This window comes from Ornithinibacillus californiensis (assembly GCF_001038485.1).
Taxonomy (GTDB): domain Bacteria; phylum Bacillota; class Bacilli; order Bacillales; family Amphibacillaceae; genus Ornithinibacillus; species Ornithinibacillus californiensis.
In genome coordinates this window covers 12,948-29,994 of record NZ_LDUE01000019.1, presented here as the reverse complement: position 1 = coordinate 29,994, position 17,047 = coordinate 12,948, and the positions used below count along the sequence as shown (strand labels likewise).

15 protein-coding genes are annotated in these 17,047 nt (G+C 38.6%); 10 read left to right on the top strand and 5 right to left on the bottom strand.

The window, feature by feature from the left end; all coding sequences use genetic code 11:
* Positions 1–145: 145 nt before the first annotated feature.
* Complete coding sequence (locus TE34_RS04355) at positions 146–1,390, bottom strand: TraB/GumN family protein (protein ID WP_047983603.1); 1,245 nt, start codon at positions 1,388–1,390, stop codon at positions 146–148.
* Positions 1,391–1,586: 196 nt separating this feature from the next.
* Here TE34_RS04355 and TE34_RS04350 point away from each other — a divergent pair, with 196 nt between their 5' ends.
* Complete coding sequence (locus TE34_RS04350; protein ID WP_047983602.1) at positions 1,587–2,507, top strand: DMT family transporter; 921 nt, start codon at positions 1,587–1,589, stop codon at positions 2,505–2,507.
* A 140-nt stretch (positions 2,508–2,647) separates the two neighbouring features.
* Here TE34_RS04350 and TE34_RS21685 read toward each other — a convergent pair whose 3' ends face one another.
* Entirely contained in the window at positions 2,648–3,163 is a 516-nt protein-coding gene (locus TE34_RS21685) for a UbiA family prenyltransferase (protein ID WP_330218302.1), read from the bottom strand.
* Positions 3,094–3,432 (bottom strand): UbiA family prenyltransferase, encoded by a 339-nt coding sequence (locus tag TE34_RS21680; RefSeq protein WP_330218301.1) that lies wholly within the window; start codon positions 3,430–3,432, stop codon positions 3,094–3,096. Before TE34_RS21680 ends, TE34_RS21685 begins: the two co-directional genes overlap by 70 nt.
* Before the next feature lie 399 nt (positions 3,433–3,831).
* On the opposite strand from TE34_RS21680, the gene TE34_RS04340 reads away from it, so the two are divergent.
* Positions 3,832–4,338, top strand: a complete 507-nt coding sequence (locus TE34_RS04340) for a hypothetical protein (RefSeq protein ID WP_047983601.1) — start codon at positions 3,832–3,834, stop codon at positions 4,336–4,338.
* A gap of 413 nt (positions 4,339–4,751) precedes the next feature.
* Positions 4,752–5,378: a cyclic di-AMP binding protein CbpA gene (gene cbpA, locus TE34_RS04335; protein ID WP_047983600.1), complete on the top strand. Its 627-nt coding sequence runs from the start codon at positions 4,752–4,754 to the stop codon at positions 5,376–5,378.
* A 59-nt stretch (positions 5,379–5,437) separates the two neighbouring features.
* Here cbpA and TE34_RS04330 read toward each other — a convergent pair whose 3' ends face one another.
* Complete coding sequence (locus tag TE34_RS04330; RefSeq protein ID WP_047983599.1) at positions 5,438–5,833, bottom strand: ribonuclease HI family protein; 396 nt, start codon at positions 5,831–5,833, stop codon at positions 5,438–5,440.
* Between the two features lie 228 nt (positions 5,834–6,061).
* Between TE34_RS04330 and TE34_RS04325 the strand changes: the two genes are divergently transcribed.
* From TE34_RS04325 to menC, 7 genes are all read left to right on the top strand, one after another.
* Entirely contained in the window at positions 6,062–7,678 is a 1,617-nt protein-coding gene (locus TE34_RS04325; protein ID WP_047983598.1) for an amidohydrolase, read from the top strand.
* 23 nt (positions 7,679–7,701) lie between these two features.
* A complete protein-coding gene (locus TE34_RS04320; protein WP_047983597.1) occupies positions 7,702–9,174 on the top strand; it encodes an alanine/glycine:cation symporter family protein in 1,473 nt (490 codons plus the stop codon).
* A gap of 167 nt (positions 9,175–9,341) precedes the next feature.
* Positions 9,342–11,852: an ABC transporter permease gene (locus TE34_RS04315; RefSeq protein ID WP_047983596.1), complete on the top strand. Its 2,511-nt coding sequence runs from the start codon at positions 9,342–9,344 to the stop codon at positions 11,850–11,852.
* Positions 11,853–11,872: 20 nt separating this feature from the next.
* Positions 11,873–12,559, top strand: a complete 687-nt coding sequence (locus TE34_RS04310) for an ABC transporter ATP-binding protein (RefSeq protein WP_047983595.1) — start codon at positions 11,873–11,875, stop codon at positions 12,557–12,559.
* Between the two features lie 247 nt (positions 12,560–12,806).
* A complete protein-coding gene (locus TE34_RS04305; RefSeq protein ID WP_047983594.1) occupies positions 12,807–13,940 on the top strand; it encodes a M20 peptidase aminoacylase family protein in 1,134 nt (377 codons plus the stop codon).
* Positions 13,941–13,949: 9 nt separating this feature from the next.
* Entirely contained in the window at positions 13,950–14,723 is a 774-nt protein-coding gene (locus TE34_RS04300) for a GNAT family N-acetyltransferase (RefSeq protein ID WP_053074971.1), read from the top strand.
* Between the two features lie 20 nt (positions 14,724–14,743).
* The gene (menC, locus tag TE34_RS04295; RefSeq protein ID WP_047983634.1) at positions 14,744–15,853 is read left to right on the top strand and encodes an o-succinylbenzoate synthase; all 1,110 of its coding nucleotides are present in this window, start codon (positions 14,744–14,746) and stop codon (positions 15,851–15,853) included.
* Positions 15,854–15,938: 85 nt separating this feature from the next.
* Here the strand turns inward: menC and TE34_RS20555 are convergent, their stop codons facing one another.
* Complete coding sequence (locus tag TE34_RS20555) at positions 15,939–17,027, bottom strand: N-acetylmuramoyl-L-alanine amidase (protein ID WP_053074970.1); 1,089 nt, start codon at positions 17,025–17,027, stop codon at positions 15,939–15,941.
* Between the last annotated feature and the right edge of the window lie 20 nt (positions 17,028–17,047).

The window sequence follows — 17,047 nt, the reverse complement described above, 5'->3', positions numbered from 1 at the left end:
AGCGATACTTGAAGACGCAGCTGCATCTTACGGGGTCTCACCCTGTTCACTTCTCCCGCGGGAGTCTCCGTGTATTCAGGCCGCTCAGAGTTTCTACAGATGTTAAATTACTAACACTCAACTTCATTTGAATTATATTCTTATTTTACAATACTTTCTCTATCGTATATCCTTCTTCTTCCAAAATGGACCTTATATGTGGTTCTAGTAATAGGTGGAGGCTGCCGACGATGACGAAGTATGTATCGCCACTGTCTTCTTCTAGGAAATTAGCAATTTGTTCGGCCATTTGATAATTCCGGTTATCATTAAGAGCTACCATATATGCCTGTTCTTCTGGTGTTGGTTCTTCGCCTTCTACCATGAGGTAATCTAGTAATGCCTCACCGTCACCTTCTAAATAAAGACGGAACATCTCTTGCATTTGGCTCTCGAATTCACTAAGTTCTATGATAGACTCTTCTAGCATTTGGATTTGGTAGTCTGGAGAAACGTTGGCAAAGATAGATAACTGATCTTCAGCAGTTTCCAGTGCAATGATTTCCTTTTGGTCGTGTTCCGCACGATTTAGGAAGTAGAGGTCTACGCCATCGATATACCCTAGTTCCTCGTTCATTAAGTTTTGAATTAGGCTAGAGTGAAACCACGGCTTATACGTCGCAAACATATCCATAGAATAGCCAAGGTCTTCATAAATACTAGAAAGTTCATCAAAGGTTTCAGTTGGTATATGGTCTTGGATGGTCGATCCGTCTTCATATAAGGCATATTCCATGTACATCGCTTGCATTTCTAGAACATTAATATTATTCAGGTCTATTTCAGGAACAATAATATCTGCTTCAGCATAGGCTGCTTCAATTTTGCGGTTTAGAGGAAAGAATTCATCCGTCGCAATATGGATGGTACCTTGTAAATAGACAGTTGTATCCCCATTTTCAACCTTCCATAGATATCCACCAGGACCATCTTCTGTTCCTCGTATGTCTACTTTTACCTTCGTGATAACGGTAATATTGCTAGCTTCTAGATTTTCCAAATCAGCCTGCTCATAAGGATTCCCGCCGATGTTAACCTGTTCTAAGCTATCCATTTTTTCAAGTGGTGATAGGTCTTCAATTTTATTGTTTTGTAGATTAAGTGTCGTGACAGAATCTAAATACTCCAATCCATCTATTGACTTAATTCGTTTTCCAGATAGATTAAGCTCTGTTATGGATAATAAATCTTCCTTTAGAATGTCTCCTTCTGGTCGGTTAATTTCTTCACGGATAATTTGTTCTAATTGATAATCAGAAAAATAAACGGCTTCTGCTTGTTCATTCGATTGACAAGCAGCTAAGAAAAGAATGATTAGAATGAGCATACTTGCTTGTATCCACTGTTTCAAAAAATCTCCCCCAATGCTGTGCAGTTATTAACAGTATTTTCCACCACTATATCAATGGATAATATTTTGGGCAACTATCTTCTCGAAATGGTTGTAAAAAGGAATAATATGGAAAGATTGGATTCTTGCCTGAAATCCAACTTTAGAATATGATATTAATTTGGACATGAATTGTAATACTAGGAGATGAATTTTCTTGAAAGGAATTTTTGTAAATAAATGGTCAGTAGTTGGAATTGCTATATTTTGTTCCCTATTATGGGGAAGTGCATTTCCAGTTTTAAAAGTAAGTTACGAAGAGCTGCAAATGGCTCAGGATGATGTAATCGCAAAGATTGTTTTTGCTGGAGGACGCTTTTTCCTAGCAGGATTACTCGTTCTATTCTTTTTATTAGTTAGTAATTGGAGACGAATCAAGATTACTAAGCGGCAGTTTCTTGTCTTAACTTTATTGGGTGTTGTTCAAACGTCCTTACAATATTTTTTCTTTTATAATGGACTGGCAAATGTCTCTGGTATGCAAGGGGCAATCCTCTCCTCAGCAGGTACCTTCTTTACCGTTTTATTGGCGCACTTCTATTATCGAAGTGATCGAATGAATCGAAAGAAAATTATTGGGCTAGTCGCTGGATTTACGGGGATTGTCGTTGCAAATTGGGGGCAAGAGCTTAAGCTAAGCTTCCAGTGGGATGGGGAAGGCTATATGATTCTTTCCGGGCTAACGTTGGCTATTGCCACTATTATGGCCAAGGAGCTTGCCTCTGGGATTCATCCTTTTGCTATTTCAGGCTGGCAGTTAACGCTTGGTGGATTGATTATGTTAGGCATAGGGTTGCCTTTCTTGAAAGATGGGGCGATGACATTTACTCCATTTGGTTGGGGGTTATTTATCTATTCGGCACTACTTTCAGCCATTGCATTTGCACTTTGGTATTCCTTATTGAAGTTTAATAAAGCAAGTGAAATGAGTATGTACAAGTTTATCGTACCTGTTTCTGGAGCGGTCATGTCCGCGATGTTTATACCAGGTGAAGCTTTGAATCGATTTATTTTAGCTGCGATTGTGTTGGTTGCTATTGGAATTATTATAGTTAATTATCATGGGAAGAAAGCTTGATGTTAATTGTGCGTTTGACTGTAAACGCTCATGGGGAGTAGATGCAACAAGATAGTCCCAAACACGCGTGGAATTTTCCATAACGAAAAATACGCCCGAACGCATACCTCTTTAAGAGCTGTGTGTTCGGGCGTACCTATTTATCCAAAATAAACTGGCAGTGTAACGAGAATGACTAACAAGAAAATAATTAATACGTAGTTCACGGAATAAAGAAAATTTAAGCGAGCCCATTTTAAATCATCTTTAACAGTGAAACCACGGATACTAATGACTAACCAACCAACATTTAAGATGGTTGCAATCACGATAAAAACAGTTCCAAGTTCACCGATTAGAAAGGGTAACGGAAGGAGACAAATGGTATAAAATAAGAAATGCTTTTTTGTCACTTTAATCCCTCTTACAACTGGAAGCATTGCTACCCCTGTAGCTTTATATTCATCATATTTTCGTATGGCAATTGCATACGTATGAGGCATTTGGAAAATAAACAGAATAAGAAATAATCCGATAGGAATAGCATGATTGGCAGGTGTAATGGCAGCCCAGCCAATTAGCGGTGAAACAGCTCCAGATATACTCCCTATAATCGTATTGAACGTATACCTACGCTTCGACCATATCGTGTAGATGGTGACACATACGTAAACCACCCAACGAGAGCATAGATTACTGCTTCCCATGTTGTCCAGGCTAGCAGTAACAATCCTAGCAACGTACATAGTACGCCTAAAATTAATACGGTTTTTAAGGGAAAGTGTCCTGTTACCGTAGGACGTTTATTCGTCCGATTCATGACCGTATCAATATCCACATCATACCAATTATTTAAGATTAATGCCCCAGCCATCACTAATGTACTTCCGAGCATAGTTAGTACAAATATTCCAAGATTGTCCATAAAGGAAGCATTCGTAAACACAAGAGCCAACCAAAACCCTGAAAGTACTGGAAGGACATTTGCTAAGAGTACCCCTGATTTAACGAGAGACTTTATATCTTGAGTTATCACTGCTAGTGGTCTAGCTTTATTGAAAACGAAGAAACCAAACTCACTGACAAAGTCGTTGATGAGGAAAATAAATCTTCTCTCTAAATTGAAAATATAACTTACAGACTATATAAAATACAAAATTTTCCATTTAGCTAGACGTTGATACCCGATTTATTGAAAAAAATTTAGTAACGAAAAGTTAGTATTGATTGTGCTGTGTAGGACTATTAGACTAATTATATTGATTCAGGAAAATTAGCCTAATTGACAGTTTTTCGATTTGATTTACAATGACTAAGTAAAGAAAAATAAAGGGGAAATTAATTAATGAAAAAATTAGTATTACTATTAACCGGGGTTGTATTAATGATGGTACTTGTAGCATGTAGTTCTCCAGAGGCAGATGAGGTATTAGAATACCACAATGCAATGGCTGATACCATTAATCCAAAGCTAGATCAAATTCCAACGATGTATAACGAGATTACTAGTGCTGCAACAGATGAAGAAGCAATTGAGATTTTTGATAAAAAATTAATTCCATTAATCGGTGAAATTAAAGAATTCTATGATTCTCAATCGGTAGAATACAATGTTACGAAAGAATATCATAATTTAAATGTGGAATTAGTTAATGCAATGAATGATGTTGTCTTAAAGGAAAAGGAATATTTTGAAGCATTTCTTGATCCTAATGCTACTGAGGAAGATATTCTAGCATTAGAAGCAGAGATGGATGAACTAAACGCCATAGCTGAGGAAAAAGACGCTGCAGTTACAGAGCGTTGGGAAGCTTTAGTGGAAGAGTACGCGTTTGAAGAAATAGAAGAATAGATTTTGTTTGGAAGACTGTTAGATTAGGAGTTTATGATTGTCCTAGCTAGCAGTCTTTTGTTGGTAAAGCTTTATAAGTAAAATTTGTTACCAAACGTAATCCGCAGCCAGTATACACTTCGCTTTCCGCGGACGGCTGGTGAGCCTCCTCGTGCTTTCGCACTGCGGGGTCTCACCTATGCCTTTCCTCCCGCAGGAGTCTACGTGTAATACTGGCTGCTCAGAGGACTTGCCGAAAATCAACTTTTCTTAAAGCTACAAACACACTCCTGGAAAACAGCATTGGTCAGATATCAATGCCTGTAATAAGGAACAACAACTTGAAATTTTTCTGAATATATAGGAAAATAAGGATAAGGCCTATAGTGTATTTTCTCTAATAGTGCCCTAACAATAGTCGTGGGGGGATAGGAATGCTAGTAAAAAATGATTATGTAAACAAGAAAGATGTCGTATTTGTGAAAGAGATTGATAGCTTAGAAGCTGTCATGCAGACCTTGGATGATTCTGGTTACCGTTGTATTCCGGTTCTGGATGAAACTGGTGAAAAGTATGTTGGTAATATCTATAAGGTGGACCTATTAGAGTATGAATTGGATCATTCTTTACAAGGGACATTATCCGAGTTAGTATCCGATCGTGAAGGATACATCAAAGAAGACGCCCCATTCTTTAAAGTGTTTTCTTCCATTAAGCAGCTTCCTTATCTAGCAGTTGTAGACGACTCCATGGACTTTTTAGGGATATTAACGAATGGCAATGTGATTCAAGTATTGGAAAATGCTTGGGGAGTACATAATGGTAGTTACTCCTTAACAATTGGTACGATTGAATATGCAGGTGCATTGCAGAAGATGTTAAAGGTAGTAAACAAATATTGTAATGTGCAAAGCGTCATCTCATTAAATAACAATTCTCATTACGTTAGAAGAGTTTGTATTGTGCTACCACAGGAGGTAGATGAGGCCCTAGCGAAAAAAGTTTGTACCGATTTGGAAAAGAATAACTTTACGGTTACAGATATTGAGAAGTTAAATTAAAAATAGCTAAACGAAGCTACTGAGTCATTTGCTCAGTAGCTTTTTCTGTCTATAATTTATTACTGCCGTTGCTCATGAATCGCTCTTCGTGCAAGTTTATCTGCATGGCCATTCTCTTTTTCAGGAATCCACTTGATAAAAAAGTATGGAAACCTTTCGACCTTTTCTCGAATGATTTCAAGCAGGGGAAGAAAGGTTTTATTTTTCGTATGATTATTATCGACTACGCTCACTACTGTTTGTGAATCCGAACGAAAGGATAGAATTTCATTTGGGAATTCCTGCTCGCAAATTTCGAGTCCCTTAATGACTGCATAGAATTCAGCCTCATGGTTAGTCATTTCTCCTAGAGGAAGGGAGTACTCATAGTGCTTCCCACCAGCTTTAATATAGACTCCAGCCCCACTAAGGCCAGGATTACCACTGGCCGCTCCATCCGTGTAAACTTCGATCAAGTTATTGTCTCTCCTTCAGTAAGCCATATTACTTAAAATATTATCATATCTACTTCTGTAAAGTGTAGCTTTACTACTGATAGCTGTAGGAGAAAATACACGAATTATAGGGATACAAGCCATATTTTGTCCAACAAAATAGATTGACTAAATAACATTTTATAATATTATTAAAAGTAAGAATATTATAAAATTAATACATTTGACGAAAGAAGGAGTCCTAAGCCCATGAGAAAGATATTTACCAATGGAAAATTTTTTACTTTTGATCCATATAAACCACGAGTAGAAGCAGTCGTTGTAGAAAATGGAAGAATTATTGATATGGGTGACCAAAATCAAATTATGGCATATTGGGGAAGACTTAACACAGAGGTTATTAATCTAGAAGGGCAAACTGTAACACCTGGGTTAACGGATAGTCATGTTCACATGTCAGCTATTGCTATTAATCTCTTAAATCTAGATGTAACTGGGGTTACTTCAAAAGAGGAAATGCTTCAAAAAATAGGAGAGAGGGCAAGTAACTTATTACCAGAAGAATGGTTAGTTGGTAGGGGGTGGGATGAGAATCTTTTCGCGGATGGTAGTATTCCAACAATTGCTGAACTTGACCATGTTGCTCCGCATAACCCACTTTTTATTCCAAGAGTTTGTGGGCATGCGGCGTTAGTTAATAGTAAAGCATTAGAAATTTGTCAGTATCATCCCGGTATGAGCATGCCTCAAGGGGGCACAATCGTCATCGATGAAAGAACGAAACAGCCGACAGGACTAATATTGGAATCTGCCTCTGAACTGTTTAAACGTCATATCCCAAACCACACGTTGGAAGACTTGAAATTTGCGTTACGACAGGCTATCCAATTTGCGATTGCAAAGGGCTTAACCAGTGTTCATACGAATGATACAAGCTTTTTAGGTGGATTACATCATACGTACCAGATCTATGATGAATTATTAAATAAGGAAAAACTTGGACTACGGTGTAACTTATTAATCGATCACGATTATATAGGGGATCTAAGGGAAGCGGGGATGTATACCGGCTTTGGTAATCAAACCTTACAAATCGGCGCAATCAAACTTTTTGCTGATGGTGCTTTCGGTAGACGGACGGCATTACTAAATGATCCCTATTATGACGCCCCCTTACAATATGGGGAGGCCATGCATACCAATGAAGAATTGTATGAAATCGTTCGAATGGCTAGGGAACTTTCTATGCCAGTTGCTGTCCATACGATTGGGGACAAAGCATTAGAGAATGTTCTGGATATATTGGATCAATTCCCAGCAGTCGATTATCGCGACCGTCTGATTCATGTACAGGTTCTACGTCAAGAGTTGATTCCAAGGCTTGCTAAGAGAAGTCGTATTGCTGATATTCAGCCACGGTTTGTCGTTGGAGATTTTCCATGGGTGGAAGAGCGACTAGGTCCAGAGAGAATGCAACTAGCTTATGCTTGGAAAACATTAATGGAATCGGGTGTCATTTGTGCAGGGGGTTCGGATTCTCCTGTGGAACCAGTGGATCCATTATTAGGTATTCATGCAGCCGTAACAAGAAAAGCTCCAGGTGATACACATGCTGGGTGGAATATTAAGGAGAAGCTATCGATGTATGAAGCATTTAAGCTTTTTACAGAAATGGGTGCTTACCCAACCAATGAAGAAACAACCAAAGGCACGATTAGTCGGGGGAAATTAGCGGATATGACAGTTTATTCGAATCATCCATTTGAGATGGACGATTCAGATGAACTATTAGATACAGTCATAGAAATGACCATTATAGGAGGGGAGATTAAGTACCAAAAAGCAGGGCAACAACAAAAAATATAGAAATTAGAGGAGGATTAGGTTGAATGGGAGAATTTTTAGAGAAAGTTGTTGGCTTTTTATGGGGACTACCGCTAATTATTACGATTTTATTTGTTGGGGTTTATTTTACTATTGCCACGAAGTTTTTCCAATTTGTTCATCTACCACATATTTTGAAATCGACACTCGGGAGAATATTTAAAAAGCAAGCTGAAGATGAGAAGGCGAAAGGAATTCTATCTTCCTTCGAAGCGGTTAGTACGGCAGTTGGTGGATCAGTTGGAGTTGGTAATATCGGAGGGGTTGCGACAGCGATTGCTGTTGGGGGTCCTGGGGCAGTGTTTTGGATGTGGCTTTGTGCATTGCTCGGAATGATCATAAAGACGGTTGAAGTAACACTTTCTGTTCATTATCGGAATACGGATGAAAATGGCGATCCTTATGGTGGACCGACGTACTATATGGAAAAAGGTCTAGGTGAAGAGAAGAAGTTTAAGTTATGGATGGTACCAGCGATAATTTTTGGCTTTGGGATATTTGGAACTTTCTTCTTCACACTACAAAATTACACCGTATCGGAAGCGGTTAGTTCGACATTTGGTGTTGGGATGATTCCAGCATCGATTGGGTTAACGGTAGTAATCTATTATATTATCTATGGTGGAATAAAGCATATCGGAAAAGTTGCAACAAAGATTGTACCGTTTATGGTGTTGTTCTTCATTCTATCAGGACTCTTTATCATTATTACAAACTTCGGTGAAGTTGGCAGTGCATTTGGAATGATATTTTCTGGTGCATTTGGTGGTACGGCTGCCGTTGGTGGGTTTACCGGAGCAGTTGTTGCTCAAGTAATCCAAATGGGGATGGCGAGATCCGTTTATAGTAACGAAGCTGGTTGGGGTACTTCACCAATGGTACACTCCACAGCAAAAGTAGACCACCCAGTAAAGCAAGGTGTTTGGGGAGCATTTGAAGTTTTTGTTGATACCATTATTGTGTGTTCAATCACAGCATTAACGATTATTATTACTGGTGTCTGGTCATCGGGATTATCCGGTGCAGAGTTAACACTTTCTGCTTTTGAAGTTGGCATCGGTGAAATCGGACGTTATATTATTGCAATTTCTGTTGTGCTATTTGGTGTTACAACAACCACTGGTTGGTATATTTATTATGAGGTACTACTACGCCACTTATTTAAGAACAGTGATTCGAAAATAAAGACTGCTTGTCTGAAATTCTTTAGCTGGTTCTATCCAATACCAGGTCTTGCAATGGTAGTCTATGCGGTAAGTGTAGGTATGCCTGGAGCGGCAGTTTGGTATTTTGCTGATATTACATCAGCCATTCCAACCTTCATAAACGTTGTCGTCATACTCCTACTTAGTAAACGCTTTTTGGAGCTCTTACGGGATTACAAGGCAAGGTATTTAGGAATTGGTCAGATCGATCCGAATATCGTACTGTTCTATGAAGACAAAAAAGAACCACCGAAGGATTCAAAAGCAATGTAAGGAGGGAGGGATTGTTCCCGTAGAGGGACAGTCCCTCTTTTATATGAAGGTACCACTTTTTTGTAATTATTCTGTAAATATTCAAGCGTAACCTTGTCCAAGGAGGGATTATGGGGTAACATTAGGTAATTAGTCGGTTACCATTATATTCCTATGGAGGATGGGGCATGAAAATAGTACTAAAGCATGTCATGAAAAATATATTCGAAAAAAAGCTACGCTCGGTAATTGTTATACTTACGATTCTTCTTTCCACATTAATATTATTTATCGGTCTTAGTTTAAATACTATTATTAACCAAACCTATACCAAGATGTTACAAGGGTCTTATGGTACTTCTAATATAGTTGTAACTAAGAGTACCGACGATGGGAATCCATTCTATGAATCTAAGAACCTTGATGTAGATGGAATTGAACTGGAACAGCGTTTAGACATGATTCAGGCGAAAGGTAAAACGACTATTCAAGATGATGATGTGAACGTATCATTATACGGTATGGATGCTGATGCGGCGGAAGAGATGGAACTCCTAGAGAGTGTACCTGGTGATAATGTGTTAACCGGTAATGAGGTTATCATTAGTCAGAGAACTGCTTCGGAGCATAAGTTAGAGATTGGAAACTCGATTAAGGTTGTTCAAGCAACGAATACATATCATTTTACAGTAGTTGCGATTAGTAAACCAAACGGAATCTATTATTCCGAGATGGGGGATATTCTTCTCATTGCTACACGTGAAAAAATCAATGAACTCTATGGTCTAGAGGATATGGTATCGAGTACATTATTGAAAGTAACAGATGAGGGCATGGAAGAAGCTATTACTAGTCTGCAAGAAACAAATGAAGGATTAGTGGTGCAAAAAAGTAGTTCCGCAGATACGATGATGCGTGATGAACAGACCTTCCAAACGGTGATGCTACTAGCCATTATTATTATTGTATTGATTAGTGCCTATGTTATTTCTTCTTTATCAAAATTAATCTTAACGGAACGGATGCCGGTACTAGCTACATTTCGTAGTGTTGGTGCACATAAAGGGATGATGAATCGGGTTTTACTACTAGAGTTTCTAGTTTATGGGATAATTGGTGCTGGCTTAGGAATTGCACTTGCTATGATTCTATTACCTTTTGCTGCTGATATTTTTAATGAATATAAACAATACGGTGTAGAAACAGTTGTGGAGTATAACGTAATCTACTTAGCAATTTCGATAGCTTTTGGTGTGTTATTCCCTGCATTCATTAGTATTCTGCGTATTATTCGAACCAATGCTAAGCCATTAAAAGAAGTGCTTTTTAATACTTCCTTTACACCGGAAAAGCATTCCAAATGGACCGTTATTTCGGGGATAATATTACTTGGAATCGCTTTTATTTTATATGTTGTTAACCAATATAATGATTTGTTACTTGCCGTACTATCTCTACTTCTACTGTTTGTTTCTATTGTAATCCTGATGCCAACATTATTAAATGGATTGTCACAGTTATTAAGGTTGTTATCAAGGAAGCGAATTTCTGGTGAGTTCCAGCTAGGTATTAAAAATATAGCCAATAATAAAATAGTTGCTAATAACGTCAGCATGGTCATGGTTGTATTTTTATTACTATTAATGGTCGGAATCTCGAGTACAGGAATCGATCAATACGTAACGAAAACATTGAGTAAGGACTTTGATGTAGCGGTATCTCTGACGGAGAAGAATTTAGGGCTTGCAAACGACATATCCGGAATGGATGGTGTTTCAAAGAGTTACCTCCAAACGATTAGTATCGGAAAATCAACGATGAATGGAGTCGCGCGTTCTTTTGGAGTTTATGGTGTGGAGGATTTTGATAAGGTAGATGAATTTTATGATGGTATTCGTTATATAGATTTAGATGAAAATAGATTGCAAAACCTAGATAACCCGATTATTGTCGATATCTATTATGCAGAACAACATGGTATTGAAATCGGAGATACCGTTAACATACAGCCTGTTGATATAAACTATGAACCTTTTAACGATTTAGAGCCAATTGAATTTATCGTCTCTGGAACAATGGACAGTTCGGGCTTCGGTTCTAGTCGTGATAGTGCTCTTATACCGATGGGGATTTATGAGGAGCAATTTGCAGGCCTCTTTTACGAGCTAGCACTTAAGCTTGAAGAAGAATTTAATCCCGACGAGGTAAAGAGTCGAATTGCAGACACATACAGTAACTACTCGCTAGAGGTTATCACCTTTGATGAAATGCTTGGTGCACAGAAAGGTACAATTGACACGCTAATAGACGGGATTACGATTATTATAGGATTAGGAATGATTGTTGGTATTTTAGGAATCTCCAATAATTTAATGGTGTCCTTTAATCAACGCAAAAAAGAGTATGCGGTTCTGTATTCGGTATGTATGAGTAAAATGCAAATTGTGAAAATGGTATTTGTGGAAACCTTAATCACATTCATAGCTGTAATCATCATCGGCCTACTTGGTGGATTAGCGCTTAATTTGTTATTAACAAAGCTTCTTCATGCAGTTGGCATGGTAACCGAATTTAGGTTTACTTTTGAACTGTACGGTATTCTATGTGGTGTTGTAGCCATTCTATTAATCGTATCAACACTGTCATTAGTTCGTAAGGTGTTTCAGCTTAATATTATGAAAGAATTGCGGTATGAATAGGTAAAGGGAGGCGACGACATATGGGGAATATCATTCAGACAGAAAAGTTATGTAAAAACTTCAAGGTTGGATCAAATGAAGTTGCGGTTTTAAAGGATATAGAAATCCACATTGAGTCTGGGGACTTTGTCTCAATTATGGGACCGTCCGGATCTGGGAAAAGTACATTGCTTTATTTGCTTGGTGGAATTGATGAGCCTAGTTCTGGCCAAGTATACATTCAAGGAAAAGACATTAATAGAATGAAAGATAAGGAGAAAAGTATTTTACGAAGACGAACGCTAGGATTTGTGTTTCAATTTTATAATCTCGTTCAGAATCTGACAGTGGAAGAAAATATTATGTTACCAGTTACGATGGATAAGAAAAAAACTGCTGATTTTCAGGAGCAACTGGATGAGATTTTGGAGATTGTAGGACTTTCCGAACGAAGAAAGTATACACCAAGGGAACTATCTGGTGGTCAGCAGCAACGTGTCGCAATTGCACGGGCGTTAATTTTAAGTCCGGCGTTAATACTAGCCGATGAGCCGATTGGAAATTTAGATAGTAAAACAGGAACAGAAATTATGGAGTTGTTTCACCGTATTAATCAGGAAAAAGGCATTACGATAGTTCAAGTAACTCATTCTGAGGAAGCGGCTGCGTATGGTAATCGGTTAATCCGAATGAAGGATGGTGAGGTTGTGGAACCGATTTTGGTATAGAGAGTTGTGTGATTTACAGGATACTTTTGTGTCCTGTTTTTCTTTTTTTAGTTTGATTTCCCGTAGCGATGATGGATGGAAAGAAGTTAATGCATCACATTATTACGGGAGTTAATTCCATTGACTCCTACACTATTTTAGCCTAAGCTTTTTAACAAGAGATTTTGGATTGATTATTGTTATTTAAGGGAATAGAAAAATAATTATTGTAGCATAGGATAGTGTAGAGAGGAGTAAGGAGAACAGCATGGATAGAACAAAGGAAAATTTAAGGGCATTATTAAAGGTTATTTTTGAACATTTACATGCTAACCCAGAGGTGAGTTGGAAGGAATACCAAACTACCGAGTATATTAAGGGGTTACTTGAAGATAATCCAGCTTGTACAATCCGAACGTTTGATGATACGACAGGGCTAGTTGTAGAAGTAGGAAGTGGAAAACCCGTCGTTGCGGTCAGGGCTGATATGGATGCGCTATGGCAGGAAGTGAATGGGGAATTTAAAGCGAATCATTCCTGTGGACATGATGCCCATATGACTATTGTACTTGGTGTGCTATTTCATCTTCTAGAAGATGGAGTTCCAGATCATGGTACATTCCGATTTATTTTCCAACCGGCTGAGGAAAAAGGGGACGGTGCGTTAACCCTTGTAGAACACGGGGTCGTCGATGATGTGGATTTCCTTTATGGTCTACATCTGCGTCCAATTCAGGAACTGGAATATGGACAGTTTTCGCCAGCTATCCGCCACGGTGCTTCTTGGTCTGTTCATGGCGTTATTACAGGAGAAGATGCTCATGGTGCGCGTCCACATTTAAACGCGAATGCGATTCAAATAGGTAGTGAATTTTTTCAGCATTTAAATAATCTTTATATTGATCCGATGATCCCTTATTCAGTGAAGATGACTAGTTTCCATGCAGGTGGAGAAAGCACCAATATTATTCCTGGAAATGCAACGTTCTCAGTAGATCTACGTGCTCAAACGAATGAGGCAATGGAAGAATTGATGGAGAAAGTTCAGCGGATTGGAAGCATGCTATCCGATTATCATGATGTCAAAATTGATCTCACCGTTGCATCGAGTGTTGCTGCTGCAGTGATTAATGAGGAAGCAAGTACACTGATGGAGCAAGCGATTGTGGAAACAGTTGGTAAAGAGCATTTGGTACCAATGATTACGACAACTGGTGGGGATGATTTCCATTTTTACACGATTAAGCGACCTTCGCTTAAAGCAACCATGCTTGCGGTAGGCTGTAATTTGGAGCCTGGGTTACATCACCCGGATATGACCTTCAATTATGATGCGATTGAACCGAGTGTGGAGATTCTGTTGAATGCATTACGGTTGACCGTTCAACAGTATTCAAGTTAGGGGGATATGATGGAAATTGTAATTAGAGAAATGAAAACAATTGCGGAACTAGAACAGATGCAGGCGGTGGAGGAAGCTGTGTGGCAGGATGCGGCTACTCCAATCCACCAAACGTTGACCGTCTTTCATAATGGTGGTGTCCTGATAGGAGCTTTCCTCGGTGAGAAGATGATTGGGTTTCAATATAGTTTTGCTGGATTTGATGGTAAAGAAGCTTATCTAGTTTCGCACTCTTTGGGGATTTTACCGGAGTATCGTAAGTCTGGATTAGGTGAGAAAATAAAGTTGAAACAGGCAGAGGTGGCAGCGGAAAAAGGGTACAGTAAAATGATTTGGACATTCGATCCGTTAGAAAGTGTCAACGCGTATTTGAACTTACATAAATTAGGCGGATCAGCTGTTTCTTATAAGGAAAATCATTATGGCACGATGGAAGATGGGTTAAATAAGGGACTAGCCACTGATCGTTTTTTGGTTGAATGGGATTTCCAAGAACCGATTGCATCACTAGCCAACTCCTTTGATACGTCTCGGTTACTATTAGAAATGGATTTGGAGAGGAATCCAAAACGGACAACTGTTTCTTTTGATGGAGACGGAGATGTGTGGTTTGTAGCGATTCCTGAAAATATGCAGAAAATCAAAGTAGAGAGTTTAGACCTTGCGAGTGAATGGCGGATGTGTACAAGAGAAGTTTTTCAATTGCTATTTTCCAATGGATATCAAGCAAAAGATGTTATCCGTGGTGAAAATGTCAGTTATTATGGTTTTGTAAAACGTTAAGGGAGATGGATCTGGTGGCAATACCTTTGAAAAAAATTATATTACATCGATTAATGATGCGGATGATTGATCCGTTTGCGACAAGCTTTGGAACGATGCAGGACAAGGAGTTCTTTATTATCGAGGCGTTGGATACAGATGGCAATCGTGGATTTGGAGAAAGTGTTTCGTTTCCAATTCCGTGGTATACGGAGGAGACAGTGAAATCCAATAAAGATATTATCGAAGACTTTTTGATTCCGATTCTAAGAGATAATGAGATTGAACATCCGAACGAAGTATTTCCTCTGTTCGGAAGGTTGCGCGGCAATAATATGGCCAAGGCTGCCATTGAAGGCGCGATATGGGACCTTTATGCAAAGCGTGAAGGGATTCCATTGGCAACGGCTTTAGGTGGAGAAAAAACGGAAATTGATGTTGGAATAAGTATCGGGATACAACCGACAATGGATGCATTGCTTACAAAAATTGATGGCTTTTTATCGCAAGGTTATAAGCGGATTAAGTTAAAGATAAAGCCTGGTCATGATGTGGAAATGCTTCGAGAGGTTCGTAAGGCTTTTCCAACGACACCAATTATGGCGGATGCCAATTCCGCCTATACATTAGATGATATCGCTATGTTGAAGCAGCTGGATGACTTGAATTTATTAATGATTGAACAACCACTACAGCATAATGATATTATTGATCATGCGAAGCTTCAGAAGGAAATACAGACACCAATCTGTTTGGATGAGAGTATCCATTCCTTATACGATGCACAGAAGGCTATTGAGCTAGGAAGCTGTAAGATTATTAATATCAAAGTAGGACGTGTAGGTGGCTTGTCTGAATCGATTAAGATACATGATTATTGTAAGGAACACGGGATTCCTGTATGGTGTGGCGGTATGCTGGAGGCTGGTGTAGGGCGAGCACATAATGTCGCGATTACGACTTTATCTAATTTTGTCTTACCAGGAGATACAGCAGGTTCATCTCGTTACTGGGAAAAAGATATTATTAAGCCAGAAGTTGTCGTAGAAGACGGTGTAATAAAAGTACCAACTTCACCTGGAATTGGCTATGAAATTGACGAAGAAGCACTAGAAGAATTCCGCATACAGAAGATAGAATATGACTTATAAAAAGGGTTAGGGACAGTCCCTCTGTGAAATTATTCACAGAGGGACTGTCCCTATTAGGTTTTATAAAAAAAGGGAGGGTATACGATTAATCTGTTTCTTTATCAAAATACGCTAATAGGCCGTTTGTAATTGCTTCGGCTACTTCGATTTGGTATTCTTCTGTTTTCACTTTCTCCAAGTCGTCAGGATTTGTCATAAACCCTAACTCTAGTAATACAGCAGGCTTCTGTGTGTTTCTAAGTACATAATACGACTCTTTTCGATAGCCCCGATCGGTCATATCCAGTTCTTCTACTAATGCATGATGAATCTCTTCAGCCAATTCTTTGCTCGTGTGTTCATGATAAAAGTACGTGTTGATTCCATTTGCTGCTGAATCACTAAAATAATCATAGTGGAGGCTAATGAAAACATCTGCATTTTTGGTGTTACTTTGATGTACCCGATTTTCTAAAGAAATAAACGTATCATTTTCTCTTGTTAAATTAACAGTTGCACCTTCTTGCTCCAATCGTTTAGCAATCTTTTCTGCAGTAGCTAGAGTGATGTCTTTTTCCAAGACACCATCACTGATAGCCCCTGAATCTTTACCACCGTGCCCTGCATCAATCAAAATTTCATAGCCATATAATTGATTTTTCGTGACAACAATGGTGTCCTCTGATACTTGTACTTGATTAGGCTTATAGAACCCCTCCGGTAAATAGTCTTCATCCTCAACTGCATGCTCAGGTGAATGTTTTTCGAATACAAAGTGCTTCTGTTGCTCAGATTCTTCAGCTTCAGACTCTTTTTCATCTGACTTTTCACCATCTGACTGTTCAGATGGAACCTCTTCTTGATTTTTTTCTTCCATATCTTCCATTTCTTTTTGATTCTCTTCTAGTAATAATAATTCCTCTGAAAATACCCAAACCGGTTGTCCATTGTAGAAGGTTTTAACCCATCCATTATTTTCTTCGAATGTTCGTAATCTATCACCTGTAACTAATTCCCCTACAATATCTGCTTCCTCATCTGGAGCAGTTCGCATAATTATTGAATCAGTTTGAACTTCAAACAATTTATCATGGTCATTTTCTAGAGATTCTGCCTGTGCTACATTAATAGAAAGTAGTGAGAATAGCACAATCAATATCCCAGATAACAAAAATGACGTTAATCCCTTTCTCATATTTCTCCATCCCTCTCTCT

Coding starts and splice junctions, on each gene's coding strand:
- TE34_RS04305 (WP_047983594.1), top strand. CDS start 12,807: ATGGATAGAACAAAGGAAAATTTAAGGGCATTATTAAAGGTTATTTTT.
- cbpA (WP_047983600.1), top strand. CDS start 4,752: ATGCTAGTAAAAAATGATTATGTAAACAAGAAAGATGTCGTATTTGTG.
- TE34_RS04310 (WP_047983595.1), top strand. CDS start 11,873: ATGGGGAATATCATTCAGACAGAAAAGTTATGTAAAAACTTCAAGGTT.
- TE34_RS04320 (WP_047983597.1), top strand. CDS start 7,702: ATGGGAGAATTTTTAGAGAAAGTTGTTGGCTTTTTATGGGGACTACCG.
- TE34_RS04340 (WP_047983601.1), top strand. CDS start 3,832: ATGAAAAAATTAGTATTACTATTAACCGGGGTTGTATTAATGATGGTA.
- TE34_RS20555 (WP_053074970.1), bottom strand. CDS start 17,027: ATGAGAAAGGGATTAACGTCATTTTTGTTATCTGGGATATTGATTGTG.
- TE34_RS04325 (WP_047983598.1), top strand. CDS start 6,062: ATGAGAAAGATATTTACCAATGGAAAATTTTTTACTTTTGATCCATAT.
- TE34_RS04315 (WP_047983596.1), top strand. CDS start 9,342: ATGAAAATAGTACTAAAGCATGTCATGAAAAATATATTCGAAAAAAAG.
- TE34_RS04300 (WP_053074971.1), top strand. CDS start 13,950: ATGGAAATTGTAATTAGAGAAATGAAAACAATTGCGGAACTAGAACAG.